The sequence below is a fragment of the Cupriavidus sp. SK-4 genome (assembly GCF_000611125.1).
Lineage (GTDB): Bacteria > Pseudomonadota > Gammaproteobacteria > Burkholderiales > Burkholderiaceae > Cupriavidus > Cupriavidus necator.
Map to the genome: position 1 here is coordinate 21,192 of NZ_JFJW01000061.1, position 25,162 is coordinate 46,353.

The 25,162-nt window shown below is 66.9% G+C and carries 20 protein-coding genes; 7 read left to right on the forward strand and 13 right to left on the reverse strand.

Features of this window, described 5'->3' with window-relative positions; all coding sequences use genetic code 11:
* Nucleotides 1-32: 32 nt before the first annotated feature.
* Genes CF68_RS12470 through zwf form a run of 5 tightly spaced genes read right to left on the reverse strand, consistent with a single transcriptional unit; the run spans nt 33 to nt 5,322 of the window.
* Nucleotides 33-1,361: a HAMP domain-containing sensor histidine kinase gene (locus tag CF68_RS12470; RefSeq protein ID WP_035819121.1), complete on the reverse strand. Its 1,329-nt coding sequence runs from the start codon at nt 1,359-1,361 to the stop codon at nt 33-35.
* On the reverse strand, nt 1,361-2,074 hold the full coding sequence (locus tag CF68_RS12475) for a response regulator transcription factor (protein ID WP_035819123.1): 714 nt from the start codon (nt 2,072-2,074) through the stop codon (nt 1,361-1,363). The genes CF68_RS12470 and CF68_RS12475 overlap by 1 nt, the downstream gene beginning before the upstream one ends.
* Nucleotides 2,075-2,076: 2 nt before the next feature.
* On the reverse strand, nt 2,077-3,090 hold the full coding sequence (gene glk, locus CF68_RS12480) for a glucokinase (protein WP_035819125.1): 1,014 nt from the start codon (nt 3,088-3,090) through the stop codon (nt 2,077-2,079).
* A 35-nt stretch (nt 3,091-3,125) separates the two neighbouring features.
* Entirely contained in the window at nt 3,126-3,806 is a 681-nt protein-coding gene (gene pgl / locus CF68_RS12485; RefSeq protein WP_035819126.1) for a 6-phosphogluconolactonase, read from the reverse strand.
* Nucleotides 3,807-3,840: 34 nt separating this feature from the next.
* Complete coding sequence (zwf, locus tag CF68_RS12490; protein WP_035819130.1) at nt 3,841-5,322, reverse strand: glucose-6-phosphate dehydrogenase; 1,482 nt, start codon at nt 5,320-5,322, stop codon at nt 3,841-3,843.
* Between the two features lie 228 nt (nt 5,323-5,550).
* Between zwf and edd the strand changes: the two genes are divergently transcribed.
* Nucleotides 5,551-7,398, forward strand: coding sequence for a phosphogluconate dehydratase (gene edd, locus CF68_RS12495; protein ID WP_035819133.1), 1,848 nt, complete (start codon nt 5,551-5,553; stop codon nt 7,396-7,398).
* On the opposite strand, the gene CF68_RS12500 is transcribed toward edd, so the two are convergent.
* Nucleotides 7,395-8,333, reverse strand: a complete 939-nt coding sequence (locus CF68_RS12500; protein WP_035819136.1) for a mechanosensitive ion channel family protein — start codon at nt 8,331-8,333, stop codon at nt 7,395-7,397. The genes edd and CF68_RS12500 overlap by 4 nt on opposite strands.
* A 464-nt stretch (nt 8,334-8,797) precedes the next feature.
* Nucleotides 8,798-10,045, reverse strand: coding sequence for an MFS transporter (locus CF68_RS12505; RefSeq protein WP_035819139.1), 1,248 nt, complete (start codon nt 10,043-10,045; stop codon nt 8,798-8,800).
* Nucleotides 10,046-10,399: 354 nt separating this feature from the next.
* Between CF68_RS12505 and CF68_RS12510 the strand changes: the two genes are divergently transcribed.
* The gene (locus CF68_RS12510) at nt 10,400-12,580 is read left to right on the forward strand and encodes a TonB-dependent siderophore receptor (protein WP_035819142.1); all 2,181 of its coding nucleotides are present in this window, start codon (nt 10,400-10,402) and stop codon (nt 12,578-12,580) included.
* Nucleotides 12,581-12,663: 83 nt separating this feature from the next.
* Here CF68_RS12510 and CF68_RS12515 read toward each other — a convergent pair whose 3' ends face one another.
* A complete protein-coding gene (locus CF68_RS12515; RefSeq protein ID WP_035819145.1) occupies nt 12,664-14,265 on the reverse strand; it encodes a peptide chain release factor 3 in 1,602 nt (533 codons plus the stop codon).
* Nucleotides 14,266-14,438: 173 nt separating this feature from the next.
* On the reverse strand, nt 14,439-15,512 hold the full coding sequence (locus CF68_RS12520; protein WP_035819148.1) for a YihY/virulence factor BrkB family protein: 1,074 nt from the start codon (nt 15,510-15,512) through the stop codon (nt 14,439-14,441).
* A gap of 102 nt (nt 15,513-15,614) precedes the next feature.
* On the opposite strand from CF68_RS12520, the gene CF68_RS12525 reads away from it, so the two are divergent.
* The 3 genes from CF68_RS12525 to CF68_RS12530 all read left to right on the forward strand — a co-directional run bounded on the left by CF68_RS12525 (nt 15,615) and on the right by CF68_RS12530 (nt 16,988).
* Nucleotides 15,615-15,809 carry a hypothetical protein gene (locus tag CF68_RS12525; protein ID WP_235205753.1) on the forward strand — a complete coding sequence of 65 codons (195 nt, stop codon included), beginning with the start codon at nt 15,615-15,617 and terminating at the stop codon, nt 15,807-15,809.
* A 415-nt stretch (nt 15,810-16,224) separates the two neighbouring features.
* Nucleotides 16,225-16,449, forward strand: a complete 225-nt coding sequence (locus CF68_RS36205) for a hypothetical protein (RefSeq protein WP_235205754.1) — start codon at nt 16,225-16,227, stop codon at nt 16,447-16,449.
* A 146-nt stretch (nt 16,450-16,595) separates the two neighbouring features.
* Nucleotides 16,596-16,988 carry a hypothetical protein gene (locus CF68_RS12530; protein WP_035819151.1) on the forward strand — a complete coding sequence of 131 codons (393 nt, stop codon included), beginning with the start codon at nt 16,596-16,598 and terminating at the stop codon, nt 16,986-16,988.
* Nucleotides 16,989-17,101: 113 nt separating this feature from the next.
* On the opposite strand, the gene CF68_RS12535 is transcribed toward CF68_RS12530, so the two are convergent.
* The 3 genes from CF68_RS12535 to CF68_RS12545 form a co-directional block, all read right to left on the reverse strand.
* On the reverse strand, nt 17,102-18,469 hold the full coding sequence (locus CF68_RS12535; protein ID WP_035819153.1) for a sigma-54 dependent transcriptional regulator: 1,368 nt from the start codon (nt 18,467-18,469) through the stop codon (nt 17,102-17,104).
* Between the two features lie 125 nt (nt 18,470-18,594).
* Complete coding sequence (locus tag CF68_RS12540; RefSeq protein WP_035819155.1) at nt 18,595-19,065, reverse strand: hypothetical protein; 471 nt, start codon at nt 19,063-19,065, stop codon at nt 18,595-18,597.
* Between the two features lie 699 nt (nt 19,066-19,764).
* On the reverse strand, nt 19,765-21,141 hold the full coding sequence (locus CF68_RS12545; protein WP_035819157.1) for an NCS2 family permease: 1,377 nt from the start codon (nt 21,139-21,141) through the stop codon (nt 19,765-19,767).
* Between the two features lie 417 nt (nt 21,142-21,558).
* Here CF68_RS12545 and CF68_RS12550 point away from each other — a divergent pair, with 417 nt between their 5' ends.
* Together CF68_RS12550 and CF68_RS12555 are read left to right on the forward strand one after the other, a co-directional pair.
* A complete protein-coding gene (locus tag CF68_RS12550) occupies nt 21,559-21,762 on the forward strand; it encodes a cold-shock protein (protein WP_010811149.1) in 204 nt (67 codons plus the stop codon).
* A 1,660-nt stretch (nt 21,763-23,422) separates the two neighbouring features.
* On the forward strand, nt 23,423-24,517 hold the full coding sequence (locus CF68_RS12555; RefSeq protein ID WP_035819159.1) for a replication protein RepA: 1,095 nt from the start codon (nt 23,423-23,425) through the stop codon (nt 24,515-24,517).
* Between the two features lie 197 nt (nt 24,518-24,714).
* On the opposite strand, the gene CF68_RS12560 is transcribed toward CF68_RS12555, so the two are convergent.
* A complete protein-coding gene (locus tag CF68_RS12560) occupies nt 24,715-24,918 on the reverse strand; it encodes a cold-shock protein (RefSeq protein WP_006159056.1) in 204 nt (67 codons plus the stop codon).
* Nucleotides 24,919-25,162: the final 244 nt, after the last annotated feature.

A 25,162-nucleotide genomic window follows, 5' to 3' on the forward strand; every position in this document is an offset into this window, starting at 1 on the left:
GAGCGACAACGGCCCAACCAGCAGCTCAAGGTCTACGCCGCCCCAAACACCACCCTAATCCGCAACCCCGGCCCCGCATCCTCCAGCACCACCCGCGCCCCATGCGACTGGGCAATCTCCGCCACGATAGCCAGCCCCAGCCCGCTGCCGCCGGTCGGCGCATCGGCCACCCTATAGAACCGGTCAAACACGCGCGCGCGCTCTTCAGCGGGGATCCCCGGCCCGTTGTCGCTGACCACCAGTTCAACCGCTCGCCCATCGGCGCTGCGAACCACCAGCACATCGATACGGCTTCCGGCAGGGATATAAGCCAGCGCGTTATCCAGCAGGTTGGTCAGCAGGATGCGCAACGCATCCACATCACCACGCACTACCGCCGGCGATATGTCCTTGCTGCCGTCCAGCCCAAGGTCGATATTGCGATCCAGCGCGGCCTGCGCCATGTCCGCGACCACGCTTGCGGCCAGTTGGTGCAGCTCCACCGGTTCGTGCCGGGGCATGGCTGCGCCCGGTTCCTGCCGTGCCAGCGTTAGCAGCTGGGTGACCAGGTGGGTCAGCCGCTCCAGCCCCTGGCGCAGCTTGCCGATGGCTTCGTCACGCGCTGCGCCGTTGTCGGCGCGCTCCACCAGCTGTGCCTGCAGCTGCAGCGCGGCCAGCGGTGTGCGCAGGGCGTGCGCGGCGTCGGCGACGAAGGCGCGCTGGGTGTCGATGGCGTGCGAGAGCCGCGCCAGCAGCTGGTTCAGCGCTGCGCTCAGCGGAGCGATCTCGTCCGGCATCTGGCGCACGGCAAGCGGCGCCAGTGTGTTGGCGTCGCGCGCGCGCACCTCGGTGGCGATTTCGCGCAGCGGGCGCAGGCCGCGCCCCACTGCCATCCACACCAGCCAGCCCAGCAACGGCAGCAGCAACAGCAGCGGCGCCACGGTGCGCAGCGCCATGCGCGCGGCCAGCGTGCGCCGGGCGCTCATCGGCTGCGCGATCTGCACCACGGTGGGCCCAAGCTGCATGCTGTACAGGCGCCATTCGCCCTGCTGCGTGGTCACGTTGGAAAAGCCCAGCTCCGCGCGCGCGGGCAGCGCCGGGTGCGAATGCGACAGGTACAGGCTGCGGCCGGAGCCGTCCCAGATGTGGATGACCACATCCTCGTCGGCATGCGTCAGGTCGCCGGGCGAGCCCAGAAAAGGCGGCGCCACCGGGTCGGCGAACTGGCTGGGCAATGCCGCGGCCATCTGCTTCATCTGGTAGTCGAACAGCGCGTTGGCTTCCTGCCGTGCCTGCCCGTAGATCAGCGCCGTGGCGACGGCGATGCCGGCAAGCAGGCCCGCGGCCAGCCACCACAGCAGGGTTCGCTGGATGGAGCGCATCAGGGGGTGTCTCCTTCGCCCGCGGATGCTGCATCCCCATCGAGGCGCGGCACCACATAGCCCACGCCGCGGATATTGCGGATCAGCGCCGCGCCGAACTTCTTGCGCAGCGCGTGGATATAGACCTCGACGGTATTGCTGCCGACCTCGTCGTCCCAGCCGTACAGCCGCTCCTGCAATTGCGGCACCGACCAGACCTTGCCGGGCCGCGCCATCAACGCGGACAGCAGCGCGAACTCGCGCGCCGACAGCCGCACCGACTCGCCGCGGTGGGTGGCCTCGCGGGTCGTGGGGTTGAGCACGATGTCGCCGTAGCTGACCAGCGGTTCCGCCCGGCCGGCGGCGCGGCGCGCCAGCGCATGCATGCGCGCCGCCAGTTCCTGCAGGTCAAAGGGCTTGACCAGGTAATCATCGGCGCCGGCATTGAGCCCCGCGACACGGTCCGCGACGGCATCGCGCGCGGTCAGGATCAGCACCGGCGTCGGCACGCCGCGCGCGCGCAAGCTGCGCAGCACGTCGAGGCCCGGGCGCCGCGGCAGGCCGAGGTCGAGCAGGATCAGGTCATAGCAAGCCTGGCCATGCTGCGCGGTGCTGGCCGCGGCCAGGCCCGCGTCGCCGTCGCGCACCCAGTCGACGGTAAAGCCTTCCTGGCGCAGCGCCAGCTTGACGCTGTCGCCGATCATGGCGTCGTCTTCCACCAGCAGCACGCGCATGGTTATGCGTTCCCGCCGCAGCCGTCGAGCTGCTCGGCCAGTGCGCGCGCCAGTCCCGGCAGCGCGGGGTGGCTGGCGGTGATCACATGGACCGGCACGGCCTCCAGCCAGCCGCGCATGCGGCCCTTGGCGACAAAGCGCTCGGCAAAGGCCGAGGCCTGCAGCGCCGGCACGAAGCGCGGCACGATGCCGCCGCCCAGGTAGACCCCGCCACGTGCGCCCAGCACCAGGGCGATGTCGGCCGCAACCGAGCCGAGCAGGCCGAAGAACACCGCCATGGCGCGCTGGCACAGCGGGTCGTGGCGCTCGAAGGCGCCGGTGGTGACTTGCTCCGGCAGCAGGGGCGCAAGCAAAAGCGTACCCGTTTCTGCGGCCAGCGCGGCATGGATATGCGACAGGCCGTTGCCGCACAGGAGCCGCTCCGCCGACACCCGGCCGACGTTGCGATGGGCGGCGCGCCAGGCGACCCATTCGTCGTCAGTGTCGGGCATCAGCTCGATATGGCCGCCTTCGCCGGCCAGCGCCACGGCTGGCCCGCCCGGCGCCGGCACCAGGCCGGAAACGCCCAGCCCGGTTCCGGGACCGACCAGCGCAAGCGGCGCGGTGCGCACCGCGGTGCCGGTGCGCACGGGCACCAGCCCGTCGGCAGGCAGGTGCGGCAAGGCCAGCGCCAGCGCGGTAAAGTCGTTGATGGCCACCAGGGTCTGCAGCCCGAGCGCGCGCCGCATGCCGTCGATCGAGAACGACCAGTTGTGGTTGGTCAGCCGGACCTGGTCGCCGGTCACCGGGTTGGCCAGGCCGATCGCCGCGTGGCGCGGCACGGGCTTGCCCGACGCGGCAAGTCCGTCGAGGTATTGGCGCAGGGCCGCTTCGAGCGACGGGAAATCGGCCACCTTCAGCGCGGTCACCGGGCCGATCCGCATTGGTGCGGTTTCCAGTGCAAAGCGCACGTTGGTGCCGCCCACATCGCCGAGCAGGCGGGGGAAGTCAGCGCAGGAGGATGCAGTGGTGGCCATGGCGTCGGGTATCGCTCCGCTTGGGAATCAGTCTGTCAGGTCTTGAACACGTCAAGCCCGTGCCGGTGCCGTGACAGCACCAGGCTGACCGGCAACGACGGCGCAGGTCCCTGCAACGCGCGCTCGAGCACCTCGGCCTTGGCTGCGCCGGATACTGACAGGAACACGCGCTCGGCGGCCAGCAGCGCCGCCAGGTTGAGCGTGATGCGGGCATGGGGCGCGACTGACGGGTGCGTGATCACGTAGCCGGGCTGCGGCTCGCTCAGCGCGCCCTGCAGTTCGGGCGCATCCGGGAACAGCGAGGCGGTATGGCCGTCCTCGCCCATGCCGAGCACCACCACGTCGGGCTGGCGATAGGCGCTGTTGGCGCGCGCCACCGCCTGTGCGGGTGCGGCGACGTCCTGCGCATCGGCAATCAGCGGCACGAAGGCGGCGCTGGCAGCGGCCTCGCGCAGCAGGTGCGCGCGCACCAGGGCGGCATTGCTGTCCGCGTGGTCGGGCGGCACCACGCGCTCGTCGACCAGCGTGATGGTCACCGCTTCCCAGCGCACGTGCCGGTGGCGCAGCCGCTCGAACATCGCCACGGGCGAGCGTCCTCCCGAGACCGCCAGCACCGCCCAGCCCTTGACGCGGATGGCCAGCTCCAGTGCATTGCCGATCGAGATAGCCAGCGCCTCGGCCTGGTCCATCGGGGTAGGATGTTCAAACTGGCGCATGATGGTTTCCTTTGCGATTCTGCGGGCGCATGGCTCAGGCTTCCTCGTGCCACAGCCCGCCGTCGCGCGACATCAGCGCCGACGACGCGGCCGGCCCCCAGGTGCCGGCGGTATAGGGCTTGGGCGGCACGGTGCTGGCCTCCCAGGTGTCGATGATGGGTTCGACCCAGCGCCAGGCCTGCACTTGTTCATCGCGGCGCACGAACAGGCCCAGCCGGCCGCGGATCACGTCGAGCAGCAGCCGTTCGTAGGCGCCGGCGCGGCGCACCTTGAACGAGTTGGCAAAGTCCAGGTCGAGCGAGGTCGGCGTCAGCTCCAGCGTGTCGCCAGGCTGCTTGACCAGGCAGTACAGGCGGATGCTTTCTTCCGGCTGCAGCTGGATCACCAGCCGGTTCTGCGGCGACAGCGTCAGCGGCCGCGGGAAGATCGCGTGCGGCACGTCGCGGAAATGGATCACGATCTCGGCCACGCGGGACTGCATGCGCTTGCCGGTGCGCAGGTAGAATGGCACGCCTTCCCAGCGCCAGTTGGCGATCTCGGCCTTGATCGCGACGAAGGTCTCGGTGCGGCTGTCGGGCGCGATGCCCGCTTCTTCCAGGTAGCCCGGCACCGGCTTGCCGCCGATGGCACCGGAGCGGGANCCGCCGATGGCACCGGAGCGGTACTGGCCGCGCACGGTCTTCTCGGCCACGTCCTGCGGCGTGATCGGTTTGAGCGCCTTCAGGATCTTGATCTTCTCGTCGCGGATGGCATCTTCGCTGAGGCTGGCCGGCGGCTCCATCGCCACCATGCACAAGAGCTGCAGCAAGTGGTTCTGCACCATGTCGCGCAGCGCGCCGGTGCGGTCGTAGAAGTCGCCGCGCGTTTCCACGCCCAGCTCTTCGGCGATGGTGATCTGCACGTCCTGCACCCACTCGCGCCGCCACAGCGGCTCGAACAGCGCGTTGCCGAAGCGGATCGCCATCAGGTTCTGCACCGACTCCTTGCCGAGGTAATGATCGATGCGGTAGATCTGCTCTTCGGCGAAGAACTTCGCCACTGCCGAGTTGATTGCCTCGTTGGATTCGAGGTCATGCCCCAGCGGTTTTTCCAGCACGATGCGCACGTTGGGCCCCTGGCGCGTGTTCAGGCCGGTGCGTGCCAGCTGCTCGCAGATCGACACGAACAGGTGCGGCGCGGTGGCGAGATAGCACACCACCACTTCAGGCTTGCGTGCCAGCACCTGCTCCGCGAGCGCATCGAAATGCGCGGGCACGCGTGCGTCGGCATGCACGTAGACAATGCGCGCGCAGAACTTGTCCCATGACTCAGGCGGCGCATGGGCCAGCCCGGGGCGCACGGTCTGCTCCAGCGAGGCGAGGTAGTCCGCGGTCGACAGCGGCTGGCTGCCGGTGGCGAGGATGCGCGCGGCCGGATGCAGCAGGCCCGCGTGGTGCGCATCGAACAGGGAAGGCAGCAGCTTGCGCCGCGCCAGGTCGCCGGTGCCGCCGAACAGCACCATGTCGAAATCAGGCATGCTCACCCAGGGACTCCTTGTGCGGTTGAGGACCCGCCATGGGCGGGTTTGCATGCTGGCAAGTTTACGTGACTCGCCCCCGCTTGGCGAGGCGCAGGCCGCGGCACATGCCGCGGCAAATGCATGGCCCGGGCCCAAAGCGTACCCGTTTCTGCGTGCACCGGTCAGTGCACCGTGCGGTACGCGGCAAAGTGCGCTAGGCTGAAAGCTCCCCCGCAGGAGAACCCCATGCCACGTCATCCAGTGCTCGAGCGGGTCACCGCCCGCATCGTCTCCCGCAGCGCCGCCTCGCGCCAGGCGTACCTTGACCGCACCCGCGCCATGGCCGGGCAGAAGGTCGAACGCGCGCAGCTTTCCTGTACCAACCTGGCCCATGCGGTGGCCGCCATGCCTGACGCCGCGAAGATCCGGCTGAAGGCCGACGAGCGACCCAACCTGGCGATCGTCTCGGCCTACAACGACATGCTGTCGGCGCACCAGCCGCTGGCAGCTTTCCCCCAGTGGCTCAAGGAAGCGGCGCTCGAGGCCGGCGGCACCGCGCAGTTTGCCGGCGGCACGCCCGCGATGTGCGACGGCGTCACGCAGGGCCAGGACGGCATGGACCTGTCGCTGTTCTCGCGCGATGTGATTGCGCTGGCTACAGCGGTGGCGCTGTCGCACCAGATGTTCGATGCCGCGCTGTACCTGGGCGTGTGCGACAAGATCGTGCCCGGGCTGGTGATGGGCGCGCTGTCGTTCGGCCACCTGCCGGCCGTGTTCGTGCCGGGCGGGCCGATGACCACCGGCATCAGCAACGATGAGAAGGCGCACACGCGCCAGCTCTACGCCGAAGGCAAGATCGGCCGCAAGGAACTGCTGGAGGCCGAGACCAGCTCCTACCACGGCCCCGGCACCTGCACCTTCTACGGCACCGCCAATTCCAACCAGATGCTGATGGAAATGATGGGCCTGCACCTGCCGGGCACCGCCTTCGTCAACCCCAACACACCGCTGCGCGAGGCGCTCACGCGCGAGGCCGCGCGCCAGGCGCTGAAGCTGGTGCACGGCGGCGAGCGCTATACGCCGGTGGCCGAGGTGCTGGACGAGCGCGCCTTCGTCAACGGCATCGTCGGGCTGCTGGCTACCGGCGGCTCCACCAACCACACGCTGCACCTGATCGCGATGGCGCGCGTGGCCGGCATCGTGCTGGGCTGGGACGACTTTGACGAGCTCTCGGCCGTGGTGCCGCTGCTGGCGCGCGTGTACCCGAACGGCAAGGCCGACGTGAACCAGTTCCAGGCCGCCGGCGGACTGCCCGTGGTGATCCGCGGGCTGCTGTCGCTGGGCCTGGTGCATGACGACGTGACCACCATCGTCGGCCGCGGGCTGCAGGATTACACGCGCGAACCCGTGCTGCGCGACGGCAAGCTGACCTGGATCGACGGCCCGGCCGCGCCGCTCGATGACAGCATCGTGCGTGGCGCCGACGCGCCCTTTGCCCCGGACGGCGGCATCAAGGTGCTGGACGGCAAGCTGGGCCGCGCGGTGATCAAGACCTCGGCGGTCAAGGCCGAGCACCAGGTGGTGGAGGCACCGGCGATCGTGTTCGAGCGTCAGGACGATGTGCTGCACGCATTCAAGCGCGGCGAGCTGGAGCGCGACTTTGTCGCGGTGCTGCCGTGGCAGGGCCCGGCCTCGTGCGGCATGCCCGAGCTGCACAAGCTCACGCCCACGCTGACGGTGCTGCAGGACCGCGGCTTCCATGTGGCGCTGGTGACTGACGGGCGCATGTCGGGCGCATCGGGCAAGGTGCCGGCAGCTATCCATGTCTGCCCCGAGGCGCTGCACGGAGGCGCGATCGGGCGCGTGCGCAGCGGCGACATGATGCGCGTGGATGCACCCGCGGGCGTGCTCGAGGTGCTGGTGCCGGATGACGAATGGCAGGCGCGCGCGCCTGCCCGCCCGGACCTGAGCGCCAATCGCCACGGCGTGGGCCGCGACCTGTTCGCCACCTTCCGCCGCCATGTCAGCACTGCGGAAAGCGGTGCCTGCACGCTGTTTTCGGACGAGGGCGACGAAAGCAATCTGCAGCGCTAGCCCAGGTGCTGCACCGGCTGGCGCCGCGCCGCGCCGGTCGGGTGCGGCGCGCCCGCCGCTGGCGCGCTGTCGGCCACCTTCACCGCACCCGGCACCGAAGCGGCGCCCGGCACGTGCAGTTCCTGGATCGGCACCGCCAGCTTGCTGCCGGCCTGTTCCAGCGCGTGCTTGATGCGCTCGTAGAACGCGAAACGCACGTTCCAGTAGTCGTCATTCGAGGTCCAGTAGCGCACGTTCAGCGTGATGCCCTGCTGCGTGTAGTTGACCACCATGGTCTCGGGCTTGGGGTCAGCCAGCAGGCGATGCTCGCGCGCGAGCATCGCGCGCAGCGCTTCCAGGCTGCGCTGCACATCGCTGTCGAAGGTCACCGTGGCCTCGATGTCCGCGCGCCGCGTGGCGTTCTCGCTGTAGTTGGTGATGGCGCTGCCCCACAGCTTGCCGTTGGGCACGCGCAGGCATACCCCGTCGAAGGTGGTCAGCTCGGTCATGAAGAGGCCGGTCTCGCGCACGGTGCCGGCCACCCCCTGCGCATCGATGTACTGGCCGACGCGGAACGGCCGCAGCAGCACCAGCATGATGCCGGCGGCAATATTCTGCAGCGTGCCCTGCAGCGCCAGCCCGATGGCCAGGCCCGCCGCACCCAGCATGGCGATGATGCTGGCGGTCTGCACCCCGAACTGCGACAGCACCAGCACGATGGTCAGCACGCGCACCATCCATTGCAGCGCGTTGGCCAGCAGCGGGCGCATGGTCTCGTCCACGTGCGTGCCGCTGAGCGCGCGCCGGGCCGCGCGGCCCACGCGGGCCGACAACCACCAGCCGGCCATCAGGATCAGGATGGCTGCCAGGCAGTTCATGCCCTGGTTGATGGCGAACTGGACCAGGTAGGTCCAGCCCGCCTCCAGCTTGTTGGCATCGATGAAGTTCAGGTCCATGGGAGCGGCTCCGTTTGCGGTTGTTATGGAGGAGACAGGCGGTGCTGCGTACCCGTTTCTGCGTGCGGCAGCGGGGCGCCAGGCCGCACCCAGGCGGCTGACGGAAAACTTACCGCTTGACAAATTGCCGTACGTTGCAAGCGTGATGTCAGACGATCACCGACAATGCCGGCATGACAATACTGTGAAGGTGACAAGCCTGGCGGGATTTGGTTTCCGGCGATTGCGGCATGCGGTTGCGTGCCGGCGCGCCAGCCCTTGTGCAATCAAGGCTGGCGGCGGATCAGAAAAATCCGAGCGAGGGAGGAGCCAGGGGCAGCCAGGCCAAGCCTGGTGCGGCGGGCCAGCTGTGCGGCACAACTTTCAGCGACGAAAGTTGGCGAATGAGGGTCGGCGATACCGCCGTCCGGGCATCGGCTGGGACGCAGAAATGGGTACGCTCCCTGCCCTGCCCCGGCAATGGGTCAAGCCGGATGATCGTGCAGCCGGTCGCGCGAGGCCAGCGCAGGAAAGAGCCGCATCCACAGCGCCACCGCCAGCAGCGTGCCGACGCCGCCCAGGACCACCGCGCCCACCGGGCCCAGCAATGCCGCGGTGACGCCGGACTCGAACTCGCCCAGCTGGTTCGAGGCGCCGATAAACACCGAATTGACGGCGCCCACGCGCCCGCGCATATCGTCCGGGGTGTCGAGCTGGACCAGCGTGGAGCGCACCACCACGCTGATCATGTCCGAGGCCCCCAGCACCACCAGCGCCACCATCGACAACGGCAGCCAGGTCGATACGCCGAACACCACGGTAGCCACCCCGAACAGCGCCACCGCGCCGAACATGATGCGCCCGGCGCGCCGGTTCAGCGGATGGCGCGCCAGCCACAGCGCCATCACCAGCGCGCCGACTGCCGGCGACGAACGCAACAGCCCCAGGCCCCACGGCCCGGTGTGCAGGATGTCGCGCGCGTAGATCGGCAGCAGCGCCACGGCGCCGCCCAGCAGCACCGCGAACAGGTCCAGCGAAATCGCGCCCAGCAGCACCGGGCGGCTGCGGATATAGGCAAACCCGGCAAACACCGTGCGCACACTGACCGGCGCGGTCAGGCGCTGCGCGGCCTGGCGCAGCGTGATGCCGCTGACCAGCACGGCGGCTATGGCAAAGAGCGTGGCACTCAGCCCGTAGACCACGCCCGGCCCGGCCACGTAGGCAAAGCCGCCTATGGCCGGGCCGATGATGATGGCGGCCTGCCCGGCGGAGCTGGCCAGCGCCACCGCGCGCGGCAGCTGGCGCGGCGTCACCACGCTGGGCAGCAGCGCCTGCAGCGTGGGGGTCTCAAACGCGCGCGTGGCGCCGATCAGCGCGACGAAGACAAAGATGTGATGGCTGCCGATCCAGCCGCTCAGGCTGGCCACGGCCATGCCGGCAGCCAGCAGCGCCTCGATCGCCTGGCAGGTGCGCACGATGCGGCGCCGGTCGAAGCGGTCGGCCACGTGCCCCGACATCAGGATCAGCACCACCGACGGCAGGAACTGCACCAGCCCGACCATGCCGAGCATCAGCGGGTCGCGCGTCAGGTCATACATCTGCCAGCCGACCGCCACCGTAAAGATCTGGTAGCCAATCGTGGTGCACAGGCGTGCGAACCAGTAACGGCGGAAAACGGCGTCGCCGAAGACGCTGTCCGGCGCGGCGGCCCGGATGGTGGCAGGGGAAGACATGGATTCGGGAGGGGAGGCGGAGATGGCTGCGCACCGCACAGCGCCGCCGTGCCGTTGAAGACGCCACGACAGCCCTTTGCAGTGCACAAAGGCAAGATTCTAAAGCGCCTGCTGAATACCTGCATACAGATGCCCACACGCGCACACTCGCCGAGAATAATGTCGGCAATTCACCTCTTTTTGGTGTCCTAATGTCTGCACATTGATGCACAGAAACCACAATCCCGGGCGTCGGGTGCTCGCCGTTTCGCTTCTGAGAATCACTCGCATTTATAATCGCGGCCCATTGGCGCGGCCGCCCACGACGTCCCTCCCCTTGGCTTGCGGAACGCGCTGCTTTTCAGGAATTTCATCTTGCAGCCCGCTTTCCGCCTTTCCGGGTGTGCCATCGGCGCCGCCCTGCTGTTCGCCCAGCTTGCCGCCCTGCCGGCCCACGCCGCTGATCCCGCACCTGCTGCAACACCTGCCTCCGCGCCTGCCGCCAACCCCGAAGCCACGCTGAACACCGTCACCGTGGTCGGCAACTGGCTGGAGAACGCCAACGAGGCCAAGGTGCTGGAGCACCCCGGCGCGCGTACCATCGTCGACCGCGAGACCTTCCAGGAAGCCGGCGCCAACAATGTGCGCGAGGTGCTGCGCCGCATCCCCGGCGTGCAGGTGCAGGAGAACAACGGCACAGGCGGCAGCGATGTCTCGCTCAACGTGGGCGTGCGCGGGCTGACCTCGCGCCTGTCGCCGCGCTCGACCATCCTGATGGACGGCGTGCCGCTGGCAGTGGCGCCCTACGGCCAGCCGCAGCTGTCGATGGCGCCGCTGTCGCTGGGCAACCTGGAAACCATCGACGTGGTGCGCGGCGCCGGCTCGGTGCGCTACGGCCCGCAGAATGTTGGCGGCATCATCAACTTCGTGACGCGCCCGATCCCGAAGCTGTTTGCGGCCGATGCATCGGTATCGACCGACATCTACAGCCATGGCGGCAGCGCCAAGACCAACCCGACCGCATTCATCGGCGGCACCAACGACAACGGCCTGGGCGGCGCGCTGCTGTACTCGGGCATCCATGGCAACGGCTATCGCGAGAGCAACGACCACGTCAACATTGACGACTTGATGCTCAAGGGCGCGTACCGGATCTCGAAGACCGATGAACTGAGCGCGGCCTTCCACTACTACGAGGGCAGGGCCGGCATGCCCGGCGGCCTGACTTCGGCCCAGTATGCGGCCGACCCGTTCCAGTCGGTGCGGCCCTACGACAATTTCGACGGCCGCCGCAGCGACTTCAGCCTGAAGTACAGCCACAACGACAACAACCGCAAGTTCGAGGTGCTGACGTACTACACCGACAGCTTCCGCGGCAGCAATATCGAGCAGCAAGGCACCGGCGCGCAGGCCAACCTGCGCCGCCTGACCGCGGCCCCGCGCAACTACCACACGTTCGCGATCGAGCCGCGCTACTCGCAGCTGTTCCGCGGCGAGAGCATGAGCCACGAGGTCAGCGTCGGCTACCGCTTCCTGCGCGAAGCCAGCGACGAAAAGGCATCGCGCACGGTGTTCTACACCCCGGGCACCATCGATCCGACCACGCTGCGGTCGCCGGTGTACCAGTCGCGCACGGGTGGCACCACCGCCAATGCGGTCTATATCGACGACACCATCAACGTCGGCAGCTGGACCATCACGCCGGGCCTGCGCTACGAGTTCATCCGGTCGTACGTGACCGACAACTTCACCGGCGCGCGTAACGACGTCTCGTCCAACGAGCCGCTGCCGTCGCTGGCGGTGATGTATCACGTCAGCGACCAGTGGAAGTTGTTCGCCAACGCCGGCGTCTCGTTCGGCCCGCTGCAGTACTTCCAGATCGCGCAGACCACCAACGGCCTGACGCCCGAGAAGGCCAAGACGTATGAGGTCGGCACGCACTTCAACGCCAACGGCTGGGGCGGCGAGCTGACGCTGTTCAATATCGACTTCGACGACGAGCTGCAGCTGCGCGGCGGCACCGGCGGCGCGCCGGATGCGTGGACCAACCTCGGCGCCACCACCCACCGCGGCGTGGAATCGTCGCTGCGCTATGACTTCGGCGCGCTCGACAAGTCGCTGGCCGGCTTGTCGGCGTACGCGACCTACACCTTCACCGAAGCCACCTACAACCAGGGCAACTTCGCCGGGCGCGACCTGCCGTTCTATTCGCGCCACGTCGCCACCGTGGGCATGCGCTATGCGCGCAACCGCTGGGCGCTCAATGTCGATGGCTTTGCGCAGTCGAAGCAGCATTCGCCGGGCGATCCGAGCACGTCGACCAACTACCAGACGGCGGAAAGCGCAAACGGTGCGCTGGGCGATATCCCGGGTTATGCGCTGCTGAACATGCGGCTGGGCTATGACTTCGGCAAGTCGGCGCAGAATCTGAAGGTGGCGGTTGGGGTGAAGAACGTGTTCGACAAGCGCTATTTCACGCGCTCGACGGACAACAATGCGGGCAAGTATGTGGGGATGCCGCGGACGGTCTATATCCAGGCGTCGCTGGCGTATTGAGGCGCTATTTGGCGCCACCGCCCCTCAGAAATGCAAAACGGCTCGCCATGGCGAGCCGTTTTGCATTTTCAGCGATGGGATCGTTAAACGATCTCGCGCGTCTCCATGAACTGCAGCTCCGGGAACCGCTCCTGCGTCAGCCGCAGGTTCACCATGCTCGGCGCCAGATAGACATGGTCGCCCGCGCCATCCAGCGCCACGTTATGCCCTGCCTTGGCGATCAGCTTCTCGATCTCCGCGGGCGCGCCCTTGAGCCAGCGCGCGGTCGCGCATTCATGCGATTCGAAAATGGCATCGACGCCGTACTCATGCTCGAGCCGGTGCGCGACCACATCGAACTGCAGGATACCGACCGCGCCCAGCACCAGGTCGTTAGAGGCGAGCGGGCGGAACATCTGCGTGGCGCCCTCCTCCGCCAACTGCTGCAAACCCTTCTGCAGCTGCTTGACCTTGAGCGGGTTGTTCAGGCGCGCGCGGCGGAAGAACTCCGGCGCGAACGACGGGATGCCGGTGAACTTGAGCGGCTCGCCCTCGGTGAAGACATCGCCCAGGCGGATGGTTCCGTGGTTGGGCACGCCGATGATGTCGCCGGCATAAGCCTCTTCGGTGGTGTTGCGGTCCTGCGCCATGAAGGTGATGGCGTTGTTGATCGCCACGGTCTTGCCGGCGGACACGTGCAGTAGCTTCATGCCGCGCTCGAAGCGGCCCGAGCACACGCGCACGAAGGCGATGCGGTCGCGGTGGCGCGGGTCCATATTGGCCTGGATCTTGAAGACGAAGCCGGTGAACTTGGGCTCCTGCGGCTCGACCACGCGCGAATCCGTATTGCGCGCCAGCGGCGGCGGCGACAGCTCGCACAGCGCATCCAGCAGCGACTGCACGCCGAAGTTGTTGATGGCCGAACCAAAGTAGACCGGGGTCTGCTTGCCGTTGAGGAACGCGTCCTTGTCGAAGGTGTGCGAGGCACCGCGCACCAGCTCGATCTCGATGCGCAGCTCTTCGGCCTGGCTGCCCAGGATGCGGTCCAGCTCCGGGTTGTCCAGCCCGTCCAGGATCGCGGCCGTGCCCTTCTCGCCGTGCGGATCGAACAGCTGCACCTTGTCGTCGATCAGGTGGTACACGCCGCGGAAGGCCTTGCCCATGCCGATCGGCCAGGTCATCGGCGCGCACTGGATCTGCAGCACCTCCTCGATCTCGTCGAGCAGCTCGATCGGCGAACGGCCTTCGCGGTCGAGCTTGTTGATGAAGGTGAGGATGGGCGTGTCGCGCAGGCGGCAGACGTTGAGCAGCTTGATGGTCTGCGCTTCCACGCCGTTGACCGAGTCGATCACCATCACGGCGGAGTCCACCGCGGTCAGCGTGCGGTAGGTGTCTTCAGAGAAGTCCTCGTGGCCCGGGGTGTCGAGCAGGTTGACGATGTTCTCCTGCGCCTTGCCATCGGCGGTCTCCCGGCGGTAGGGGAACTGCATGACCGACGACGTCACCGAGATGCCGCGCTGCTTTTCCAGCTCCATCCAGTCCGAGGTGGCGTGGCGGTCGGCCTTGCGCGCGCGCACTTCGCCCGCGACCTGGATGGCGCCGCCGAACCACAGCAGCTTTTCGGTCAGGGTGGTCTTGCCCGCATCGGGGTGGGAGATGATGGCAAAGGTGCGTCGACGCGCAATTTCAGAAACGAGCGAGCTCACGGCAGCGGAGTTTGACTGGGAAATATTGGATGGCCCGGCGGGCGGCCGGGCCAGGGCCGGCAGCGCCCGCAGGCGATGGCGGGGCCGGGCTCTGCGGGCACGCGAAGGGAGTGGGGCGCTATTTTACCGGTTTTGGGCACCGCTCCGGGTTTGTGGCGCCCTGGTTCGGCAAGTTATTCAGCCAGCTTCTCCGCCGGCTTGCCGCGCAGGCTGCCGAACTGCAGCGCGTACTGGCGCGTCAGCTCCGCGCCGAAAAAGAAGATCTGTGCCGAGTAATACACCCATAGCATCAGCGCCACCACCGAGCCCGCGGCCCCGTACGACGAGGCCACGGCGCTGTTGCCCAGGTACAGGCCGATCAGCCGCTTGCCGATCGAGAACAGCAAGGCGGTGATGACCGCGCCCATGGTGACGTCGCGCCAGGCAATGCGCGCGTTGGGCAGCATCTTGAAGATCACCGCGAACAGCGCCGTCACCACGGCAAAGGAAAAGACGGTGGAAATCACATCGGCCACCGGCGCGAACCACGACTGCGTCCACAACTGGCCCCAGAGGCGCTCCACCACGGCCAGCGCCGCATTGACGATCAGCGACACCAGCAGCATGAAGGCCAGCACCAGCACCAGGCTGAACGACAGCAGGCGCGTGCGCAGCAGTTGCTGCCAGCCCGCGGTCGCGGGCACCGGCACATGCCAGATGTCGTCCAGGCTGCTCTTGAGCTCGGCAAAGGCGCTGGTGGCGCCCACGAACAGGATGCCCATCGCCACCAGTGCCGCCATGCCGCTGCCGCCAGCGCGGTGCGTGGCCGCCAGGATTTCCTGGATGGCCGTGGCGCCCTGCTCGCCCACCAGGCCTTCAAGCTGCGAGAAAATCTCGCCTCGCGCCGCCTCGGCGCCGAAAAACAGGCCGGCAATCGAGATCACCAGCACCAGGATGGGCGCCAGCGAGAACAGCATGTAGAAGGAGAGCGCCGCCCCTTTGCTGGCCGCCCGATGCGCGAACCAGGAGTTGATGGCGGCGGCGACCACGCGCAGGGTGCGTGCGCCGGTATGGCGGTCCGGCAGCCAGTGCGGGCGATGCCGGCGGGGCTGTGGCGCCGCGCTGCCGGCGGAATTGGACGGGTGTTCGGTGTTGTCGGTCACGGCCTGGTGCTGGCGCGATGCGCCAGGCGGATCGCGTGTGCGTTGCGCATGCCTTCGCGGCGCGGTCTGCGCGGCGAAGGCCCGTGCGTTCATCATACTGCGCATTGCGCGCTGCCCCAAGCCGGCGCAGGGAGGCAACCTGCTACAGTAGGACCAGGCACACCTGCCGGCGCAACCCGTGCCCGCGCGCCGGCGCAAGGAGGCACCGTGACCTGCAACCTCCGCACGCGCCCAGCGGCCGTGCTACTGATCATCGGGATGCTGGGCTGCGCCGGCTGCGAACGCAGCCAGCCGGGCCCCAAGCCCATTTCCGGCACGGCGGCCAGCGCCACCCCGGGCGCGCCCGCCACGCTCAATCCCGCCGACACACCAGGCGCGCCGGCATCGGGGCAACCACGCTGACGGCACTGCAGGCACTGACCGGGGCGTACCCGTTTCTGCGTGACCGATCGGCTGCCGGCGCAGGTGTTGCCGGGCCGCGTCTGCTGCAACGCCGGTTTCAGGCGTGCAACGCGTTGCAAGAGCGCGCCTGCGGGCGTGGCGCAGCGCGTTATCCCGCACCCCGCGTACGCCATGGGCTCCCTGCGCCGCACCAGCGCGGCCATCACGCGCGCCGCCGCGCGCATGGCGCGTTGCAGCGGCGAAACCGATTGGTCTGCGACTGCGCCCCGGGGCCTGCCCGCGCTCGCACCGCCCGCCGCAAACCCGCGTGGCATAAGCCTTTGCGGCCCTTGGCACACTTGTCGCTCAGCCTGGACAGGGGCACATGCGTCCGTGCCCACGGAACCAGCCATTGCATGCAGGAGAAAACCCAGACATGCGTCATCCGCCATCACGCATGACGGCGCGCCGGCGCTCCTACCGGCTCGCGGGTCCGCCGCCGTCGGTGGTGGACCTGCTGTCGTCGCCACTGCTGCCCCATCCGCGTGAGCGCACGCCGCCCGCCACGCCAGCCGCACAAGGCGCTGGCTGCGCAGCGACGGCAAGGCAGGGAGTTGCAAGGGCTGCCTTCCGGCGCCACGCGGGCAAGCGGCGCGCGTGACCGCAGGCAGCATCGGCAACGCAGGAATTCGCGGCAGGCAGGCGCCGCAAACAGAATGATGGCGGGTACGCGAGCCAGCGTGCCCGCGCGGATTTGGTGCTCCGTCCCCCGGCGGGCACCGTTTTTTCCACAGGGAGGCACCCACCATGACAGCCGGAATGCTTGCCGCCACGGTGCTGGCGGTGTTCACAACCAGCGCCACGGCGGCAAGCTACGCCTGGTTCGACCGCCCCGAAACGGCCAGCGCCAACAGCCACGCTGCAGTCAGCAATGATGTATACGTGCGCGGTTTTGGCTGGGCCTGGGGGGAACTGCAGCTATCCCCGGACACGCCGTCCGGTGCCGCCACGCCAACGCCAGGGCGGCAAGCGCGCGACAAGCCGGAGCGCGGCGCGATCGTGCCGTGGCGCCAGCATGACGAGAACGGGCCGCCGCGCCATCCGCGCGGCAAGCTCAGCATGAACCTTGCCGTCGAGCCGATGGATGCGGCGGCCAGCGGCGGGTCCGGGGCCAGGCAGCCCCTTGCGGTGGTGCGCTGACGTGCCGACGGGCACGAGGAAAGGCGGAACCGGCGAGCGGACGTCGCCTGTTCCCCTTTCCTGCGGCGCCTGGGATTGCGCCCGGCCTCCGGCAACCTGCGCCGGCTTACCGCTTACTCGCCCGCCGTCGCCTGGCTCTCCACGCGGATGTTGTGCTTGTGCATGAGCCGGTACAGCGTCACGCGCGACACATTGAGTTCGCGCGCGGCCGGCACCACGTGAAAGCCGTGGCTGGCCATCACGGTGCGGATGGCCTCGCGCTCGGCCTCTTCGCGGATCGCATCGAGGGTCTTGCGCGGCAGCTCCGCCCCGCCATGCAGCTGCAGGTCTTCGGCGGTGATCTTGCGGTTGTCGGTCATCACGATGGCGCGGCGCACGCGGTTGATCAGTTCGCGCACGTTGCCCGGCCACGCGTACTGCATCATTGCCTGCGTTGCGCAGGCCGAGAACCCACGAATGCGCCGGTGCGCCTCGTGCCCGTGCTCGGTCAGCACCGCGTTGGCCAGCTGCAGGATGTCCTCGCCGCGCTCGCGCAGCGCCGGTATGGTCAGCGTCAGCACGCACAGCCGGTGGAACAGGTCGGAGCGGAAGCGCCCGTCTGCCTGTGCCGCCACCAGATCCACGTGCGTGGCCGAGATGATGCGCAGGTTCAGCGGGATCGACTGGTGCCCGCCCAGGCGGGTGATCATGCCCTGCTGCAGGAAACGCAGCAGCGCCACCTGGCTTTCCAGCGGCAGGTCGCCGATCTCGTCCAGGAACAGCGTGCCGCCCTGCGCCTGCTCGATCCAGCCGATCTTGCGCTGGTTGGCGCCGGTGAACGCGCCCTTCTCATACCCGAACAGCTCGGACTGCACCAGGTGCGAGGGAATCGCACCGCAGTTGATGGCGATGAACGGTCCCTTGCGCCGGCTCGAGGCGTCGTGGATCGCCTGCGCGGCAAGTTCCTTGCCGGTGCCGGACTCGCCGGAAATGAACACCGGTGCCTCGTTGTGCGCCACCTTGGCCAGCGAGCGGAACATCGCCCGCATGGCCGCGCACTCGCCGATCATGGTGCCGCGCGAGGCGGTCTCCTGCGGGCGCGCGCCGTGCAGCGACGCCATGCCCTGCGCATGCTTGAGCGTGTAGAGCAGCTCCGGCATCGAGAACGGCATGCGCACGTAGTCGACGCAGTAGTCGCGGATCAGCCGGCGCACGCGCTCCTGCGCCAGCATTTCATCGGAGGTGATGGCCACCCATGTAATGTGCAGGTACTGCAGTGCCTGTTCGAGTTGCGCGAACTCGGCATCGCTGTAGTCGGACTGCAGGTCGATCACGCCTGCCATGGGCGGGCAGGCCCGCACCACGCGTTCAAGGTCGCGAATCTGCTGGACCCGGCGGATTTCCCATCCCGTGGCTGTGCCGGACGGGTCAAAACCAAAATCTTCATGACGCGACACGACCACGATCTGTGCAGTGCGTGACGCCTTGCACAGTCGGTCCATCACGATCTCCCGGACGTTAGGCTTGTTCTTGGTTCGGGCACCCGTGTCCGCCGTCGCGGCCTGCGGCCGCGGCGAACGGTGGGGCTGAACTGGCTGCGGGCACGCACCCGCGCGCGACGTCGGTATCACGAGCTGGACAGACTGCGGAGTTGCTCATCGGGCACGGCAAGATCGTCCGCACCTGCCTGGAGCTGGGCGCGGATACGCCGCCGCACAGTCTCCTTTTCACGCATCAACTCCAGGCGCGGCGCCTGCGGCGACTGGCCGGAGTATTGGTAGTAGAGCGTCTTGTAGGTCAGCTGGCTCAGGATCCATTCCTGCAGCAGCGTGCGCTGGCGTGTCAGCTCGCCCTCGAGCAGGCGATGGCGGCGCAGCAGGTTGGCCACGGCCGCGCGTGCGCTGTCGCTGAGTTCGCTGTCGTCGGCAAGCAGGGCGGCCACGTCGGCCGTCGCGCCCTCATGGACGGTCCGCTTGCTGGGTGCTTCGCCTGCGGCTTCCCCCACGGCAGCCCAGGCATGATGGATGGCTCGGATGGAGCGGTTATTAGCCTCCCTGACAGGCCCGATAGCGGGTCGCCGGATCTCTCCTGCGGTCATGATAATCCCCGTTGAACAACATCCCCCGGCACTACACGTCTGCGGTTACCACTTGTCAGTCTTTGAACTAGTTTTTTGTCTGCGTGGCGCGCGTGTTTCCCGCACGCTCCCGGATGGTGGCTATGCCGCCTTGTTGACGGTCTGGACCGAAATGTCCCCCGACTGGCGAACGGCGCTCAAGCGCTCTCGGTTGGCTCCGGCATCCTGCCGCATGCACCGGAGTCAAGAAGGGGCGCCTTGCCGCGCCCCTCTTTGCCACGTCTATAGTTCAGTGCATTTGGGGCACTTTGTCCAGCCCCGAGTGGGTGACTTACAGCCAATCTCATACTTTGGTATGAGGCCGCGCGCACACTGGCCGCCGGCCCGCGACCGGCACATTCCCAGCGGCCGATGTCTGCATGCATGCTACGCAGAAACGGGTACGCTTTGACACCCCCGAACGGGTGATGGCAGCACCGTTGCGCGGGAATGGCAAGCCGTGCCGCATGCCGCGAGGGCGTGGCGGACTGTCACGCAGAAACAGGTACGCCCGGCCGGTGGACCCGCTCGCGCGGCACGCAGAAACGGGTACGGCTGGCGGGTGTCGGACGGCGCTACGGCACCCGCCCGGCATCACGATGTCAATATCATGACAGCAGCGCACCATGGAAAAAGGGCGGCCCTGGCCGCCCTTTTTCCATCCCATGCCGGCTGGCGCGCTCAATGCCCTGGCAGGTAGTAGAACTTGAAGATGAACACCGCCGCGATGATCCACACCATCACGGGCACGCTGCGTGCGCGGCCGGTCAGCAGCTTGAGCGCCGCGTAGCTGATAAAGCCGAACGCAACGCCGTTGGCGACCGAGTACGTGAACGGCATGCCAAGCGCGGTCATCACCGCGGGCACGACTTCGGTGACGTCATTCCAGTCGATCTCCAGCAGCTCGCGCAACATCAGGCAGGACACATACAGCAACGCCGGCGCGGTGGCATAGGCCGGCACCGTGCCGGCCAGCGGCGCGATGAACAACGCTGCAAGGAACAGCACGGCCACCGTCACCGCCGTCAGTCCGGTGCGCCCGCCCGCCTGCACGCCGGATGCGCTTTCGATATACGCCGTGGTGGAAGACGTACCGAGGAACGAGCCCGCCATGATCGCGGTGCTGTCGGACATCAGCGCCTTGTTCAGCCGGTCCATTTTCCCGGCCTTGAGCAGGCCCGCGCGGTTGGCCACGCCCATCAGCGTGCCGGTGGCGTCGAACAGTTCCACCAGGAAGAACACCAGCACCACGTTGATGATGCCGATCGACAGCGCGGCGGAGATATCGAGCTTGAACAGCGTCGGGCTGAGCGACGGCGGCGCGGAGAACACGCCGTGGAAGGTATTGCCGGCAAACGCAAAGCTCAGCAGCGTGGTGAGCAGGATGCCGATCAGGATCGCGCCCTTCACCCGCAGGTGGTCCAGTGCCACGATCACGAAGAAGCCGATGATCGCCAGCACCGCCGAAGCCTGGTGCAGGTCGCCGATGGTCACCAGCGTGGCCGGGCTGGCGGTGACGATGCCGGCGTTCTTCAGCGCGACAATCGCCAGGAACAGGCCGATGCCCGCGGTGATCGCCACCCGGATCGAATGCGGAATGCCATTGACGATCATCTCGCGCACGCGGAACAGCGTCACCAGCAAGAACAGGCAGCCGGAAATAAAGACCGCGCCGAGTGCCGCCTCCCACGCAAAGCCCATGCCCTTCACCACCGTATAGGCAAAGTACGCGTTCAGGCCCATGCCCGGCGCCATCGCAATCGGGTAGTTCGCGTAGAAGCCCATGATCAGCGTGCCGATCGCCGCGGCCAGGCAGGTGGCGACGAACACCGCGTCTTTCGGCATGCCCGCATCGCCCAGGATCGACGGGTTGACGAAGATGATGTACGCCATCGTCAGGAAGGTGGTGACGCCGGCGAGGATCTCGGTGCGCAAATCGGTCTGGTGTTCGCGCAGCCTGAACAGGCGCTCGATCAGCGAAGGCGCGGCCTGAGGCTGGCCGTGCGGCGGGTTGGCGGTTGACGTGCCCGGCTTGGAAGCGGGTTCCGGCATCGACATGACTGGTCTCCTGATATCGTTTTCGTGTGCGCGGCGACAACAACGGCGCGGCCGCAGGTGGCTGGCTTCGGCCCGAAGCATCCTGCAACGCCCCGCTGGGCGGCAGGCGTACTCTGGTGCAGGTCGGCCCCGCTTCGCCACGCACAGGCGAATAAGCGATATGCAAAAGGCGTGATGATCCCACAGCGCGAACCGCTGAAGCCAGCGCCGCCACGGGGTACTCCGGGGCGCCCCCGGCTTGACGCTTGCGGCAATCCCCCGTATAAAGCCGCCTAGATTCAAGCGACGAGGCAACAGTTCATTCGTTAGCCACCGTCTGGTACTTCGGTTGTCCATGGTGTCCTTTCCTTGAGTTCCCCGTGTCGGATGACGTTTTCGTCATGCGATGTTTTTTGTCCTTTTTCTGGAAAGCAAATCATGCAAACCGGTATCGTCAAGTGGTTCAACGACGCCAAGGGCTTCGGCTTCATCAAGCCGGACGCGGGTGGTGACGACCTCTTCGCCCATTTCTCGGAAATCCGCGCCGACGGCTTCAAGTCGCTGCAGGAAAACCAGCGCGTGCAGTTCGAAGTCAAGAATGGCCCGAAGGGCCTGCAGGCCGCGAACATCACCCCGCTGTAAGCGTTGACTGCCGGCGCGCCCCGTGCGCGCCGAACAGCGTAGAACCCCGCCCGATGGCGGGGTTTTTTGTTTTCGGGCGCGGAGAGCGCGACTGGCGGTGCTAGCTGCGCCACCTTCATCACAGCCCGGCCCCCGCCCTGCTCCCCGCCTGCCCGGTCATGCAAACGGCCAGGCACTCCGCTCTAGCCTCCGCCTGGCCCTAGCGCCGACAGCCAGCACGCCTGGCCTTGCGCGGCACGCCATCCTGCTCACCACCCTGCCTTTCGCTCCACGCAGAATCGGGTACGCCCTGCTGCACCGCACGAGGTCCGGCGCAGCCCGTGGGCGGCGCAGAAATGGGTACGGTCTGCCTCTCGGGCCAGCTCGCGCTGCGCAGCGCGCATGCAGAAACAGGTACGCCCTGCGACCGCTGTGGTCTTTCCAGGCGCCTTCTGGCACGCAGAAACGGGTACGCACCAGATTTTTTTTCGAATTCGATCCGGCCGATGGCAGCGGTTCTCCGGCCCGCGTTCCTCCTACATATCCACAAAACCGGGCCGGGCCGACGGCGCAGAAACGGGTACGGCGGATGTTGCAACGCAATAGCCATCTGAAGCCCTGGGGCTGCCGGCACCTCACGCAGAAATAGGTACGCCGACGGGCACAGGCGTACAACCCAACACCACGCAGAAACGGGTACGCCGACGACATGCGAGGCGGGTGGCCACCCGACCGAGCCGCGGCATCCATGGTGTGTCCTCGCAGAAACAGGTACGGCGTGTAGCGCGGCGAGTTTGTCACGTATACGTTGAGTGTAAGCGCTAGCTTTTTATGTAAGGCTCATGTACAATAGAAACTTGGTGAAAGTTCCATCAGAACAGCCCCATAAATCTGCGCAGAAACGGGTACGCGTGACCCGGAAGAGCCCGGCAGCAGGAGCGCAGAAACGGGTACGCTTCGAGTTCCACCAGGCTCCCGGGTTGGCCCGCAGAAATGGGTACGCCGCAGAAATGGGTACGCTGCGGCAGCATGACAGCGGCTTTTCAGGCCGGCGCAGAAACGGGTACGGTTTCAGGCTTCGGAGCGCAGAAACGGGTACGCCTGGCGTGCAAAGCGCCTGCCAGCGGTCCGGCAAGTGAACCAGTTTCTGCGGGGATAACCGGGCCTGGTGGTGCTTTCTGCGCTAATGAGGCGCTGGAACGCTCGTAAACCGTGTATACGCGGCGCTCGCTCGCAGAAACGGGTACGGTTTGCGGGGTGGCCGCTGTGGAAAAGGCTGTGGAACCCACAAGTTATCCCCGCAGAAACCAGTTCGCCCCACCCGCAGATACAGGTTCGGCTTGCCGCAGATACGGGTTCGGCCCTTCGCAGAATCGGGTACGCTTGCCCGCAGAATCGGGTTCGGCGGGGTTGGTTTTTCCCTTACGAATCAAGGCGCTGAACTTCACGTATACGGTTTACAAGTAGTTAACCCGTATCGGTATCGTTTACTGGTAGTGGATGGCTGGCGAACCGTGGACAACCCTGGCGGATTGCCCACCGTCCGCCACCATGCGACCAGTCGTGAGATCCCCGGCTGGCAAAAAACAGGGCGAGCAAGGCATAGGCTCTGCGTACCTGTTTCTGCGTGACAACCTTTGCGGCTTCGAGTACAAAGGCGGGTAATCCGAAGCACGCAAATATGCCCATCAAACGCTCCCCGGCCACCACGGGGGATCGAAACGTCCTCGACCTGGACGCCGAACCCTCCCGCATCATTGTTCCCGGCAACGAGAACAACCTGGTTCCGTCCGAGAAATTCCAGCGTCTGTTCGACGAAGCGCAGGCCATGGAGCGTGAAGACGCCTGGCAAAGCGGGGAAGTCGGCTTCCTGAGCCGCGCCAGCGTCCAGGTGACGCTGCCCTACCGCGCGCCCAAGGGCGCGCCGCCGGTATGGACCCGCACCAGCGGCAATATCTCGCTGATGATCCAGCCTGGCTACTTCACGCAGCAGCGCTCCGAGCGTGCCGCCAACGGCCGCCAGAAGCTGGTGTCAGAGACTGTCTCGCTCGGCTACCCCTATGGCTCCTATCCGCGGCTGATGCTGGCCTGGATCGGCAAGGAGATCATGGCGAAGAAAAAGCGCGGCGAATTCACCGGCACGGTAGAGGACCGGCGCATTTCGCTGGGCAATTCGTTGTCCGAGTTCATGTACAACCTCGGCATTCCGATGGCCACCGGCGGCAAGCGCGGCACTATGACCCTGGTACGCCAGCAGATGATCCGCCTGTTCTCGGCGACCATCGCCATCGTGCAGAACAAGTCGACGCCGAGCCAGAACCAGAACCCCAACCACGAGCCGCTGTCGATCGACCGGGTGGGCTACCTGCTGGCAGACCAGCTGTCGACCTGGTGGGACCCGATGCAGCCTGGCCAGGGGTCCATGTTCGAAAGCTTCGTGGTGCTGTCCGAACCGTTCTTCAACGAGCTGGTCAACCGCCCCGTACCGGTCGACATGCGCGCGCTGAAGGCGCTCAAGCAGTCGCCGTTCGCGCTGGACGTGTATTCGTGGCTGACCTATCGCTTCTTTACGATCCAGCGCCGCACGGAAATCCCGTGGGAAGCGCTTCAGATGCAGTTCGGCACCGAGACTGAAAGCGAGCGCAAGTTCCGCGCGCTGTTCCGCAAGGCCCTGAAGGATGTGCTGGTGGTGTACCCCGGTGCCAAGGTCGATGCGGATTCGTCCAAGGCGTTGATCCTGCAGCCCTCACGGACCAGCGTGCGCAAGCTGGGCTGATCTACTGGCTTCCGGCCCGGGAAACCCGCGCACGCCGTTGCATGCGCTTTCGGGACAGCAGCAGGCCAGGCGCGCAGCAGCAGGAGACGGATATCATGTCCGGCCCCTGAATGCAAAAAAGGCAAGCGTTGAACGCTTGCCTTTTTTGATTGCCCGCCGCGGACGGATCCGCAACGGGCGGGGTCAGCCGAGGCTGGTCAGGCCGGCTTGATTGCCGAAGCCTGCAGGCCCTTCGGGCCTTGCTTGACTTCAAACGTCACGCGCTGCCCATCCTTCAGGGTCTTGAAGCCCGAGCCCTGGATTTCCGAGAAGTGCGCGAACAGGTCTGCACCACCGTCGTCCGGGGTAATGAAGCCAAAGCCCTTGGTCTCGTTGAACCACTTGACCGTACCGGTTGCCATAGGAATTTCCTTTTCGAAGCAAGTTCTTGTACACAACGCAAACAACCGTTCAAGCACGTTGAGTTCTCGTAGATACCGAACGGAAGCCGACGAGGTTGACACGACTTGACTCGACTGTAGCGCGCATCATAACCACTTTGGATTGCGGTGTCATGTGCGGCGTAATGCGCACTACAGATACTTTAGGCACATTCCGGCCTGCTTTTCAAGCAATTTTACGGTCCCGCTCGTTTCCCCCCCCCCC

Bases quoted from the DNA above. Each gene is read 5' to 3' on its own strand.
- CF68_RS12470 (WP_035819121.1), bottom strand. From the start codon at position 1,361: ATGCGCTCCATCCAGCGAACCCTGCTGTGGTGGCTGGCCGCGGGCCTG.
- CF68_RS12475 (WP_035819123.1), bottom strand. From the start codon at position 2,074: ATGCGCGTGCTGCTGGTGGAAGACGACGCCATGATCGGCGACAGCGTC.
- glk (WP_035819125.1), bottom strand. From the start codon at position 3,090: ATGGCCACCACTGCATCCTCCTGCGCTGACTTCCCCCGCCTGCTCGGC.
- pgl (WP_035819126.1), bottom strand. From the start codon at position 3,806: ATGCGCCAGTTTGAACATCCTACCCCGATGGACCAGGCCGAGGCGCTG.
- edd (WP_035819133.1), top strand. From the start codon at position 5,551: ATGCCACGTCATCCAGTGCTCGAGCGGGTCACCGCCCGCATCGTCTCC.
- CF68_RS12500 (WP_035819136.1), bottom strand. From the start codon at position 8,333: ATGGACCTGAACTTCATCGATGCCAACAAGCTGGAGGCGGGCTGGACC.
- CF68_RS12505 (WP_035819139.1), bottom strand. From the start codon at position 10,045: ATGTCTTCCCCTGCCACCATCCGGGCCGCCGCGCCGGACAGCGTCTTC.
- CF68_RS12520 (WP_035819148.1), bottom strand. From the start codon at position 15,512: ATGCGCAGTATGATGAACGCACGGGCCTTCGCCGCGCAGACCGCGCCG.
- CF68_RS36205 (WP_235205754.1), top strand. From the start codon at position 16,225: ATGCGTCATCCGCCATCACGCATGACGGCGCGCCGGCGCTCCTACCGG.
- CF68_RS12530 (WP_035819151.1), top strand. From the start codon at position 16,596: ATGACAGCCGGAATGCTTGCCGCCACGGTGCTGGCGGTGTTCACAACC.
- CF68_RS12535 (WP_035819153.1), bottom strand. From the start codon at position 18,469: ATGGACCGACTGTGCAAGGCGTCACGCACTGCACAGATCGTGGTCGTG.
- CF68_RS12540 (WP_035819155.1), bottom strand. From the start codon at position 19,065: ATGACCGCAGGAGAGATCCGGCGACCCGCTATCGGGCCTGTCAGGGAG.
- CF68_RS12545 (WP_035819157.1), bottom strand. From the start codon at position 21,141: ATGTCGATGCCGGAACCCGCTTCCAAGCCGGGCACGTCAACCGCCAAC.
- CF68_RS12550 (WP_010811149.1), top strand. From the start codon at position 21,559: ATGCAAACCGGTATCGTCAAGTGGTTCAACGACGCCAAGGGCTTCGGC.
- CF68_RS12555 (WP_035819159.1), top strand. From the start codon at position 23,423: ATGCCCATCAAACGCTCCCCGGCCACCACGGGGGATCGAAACGTCCTC.
- CF68_RS12560 (WP_006159056.1), bottom strand. From the start codon at position 24,918: ATGGCAACCGGTACGGTCAAGTGGTTCAACGAGACCAAGGGCTTTGGC.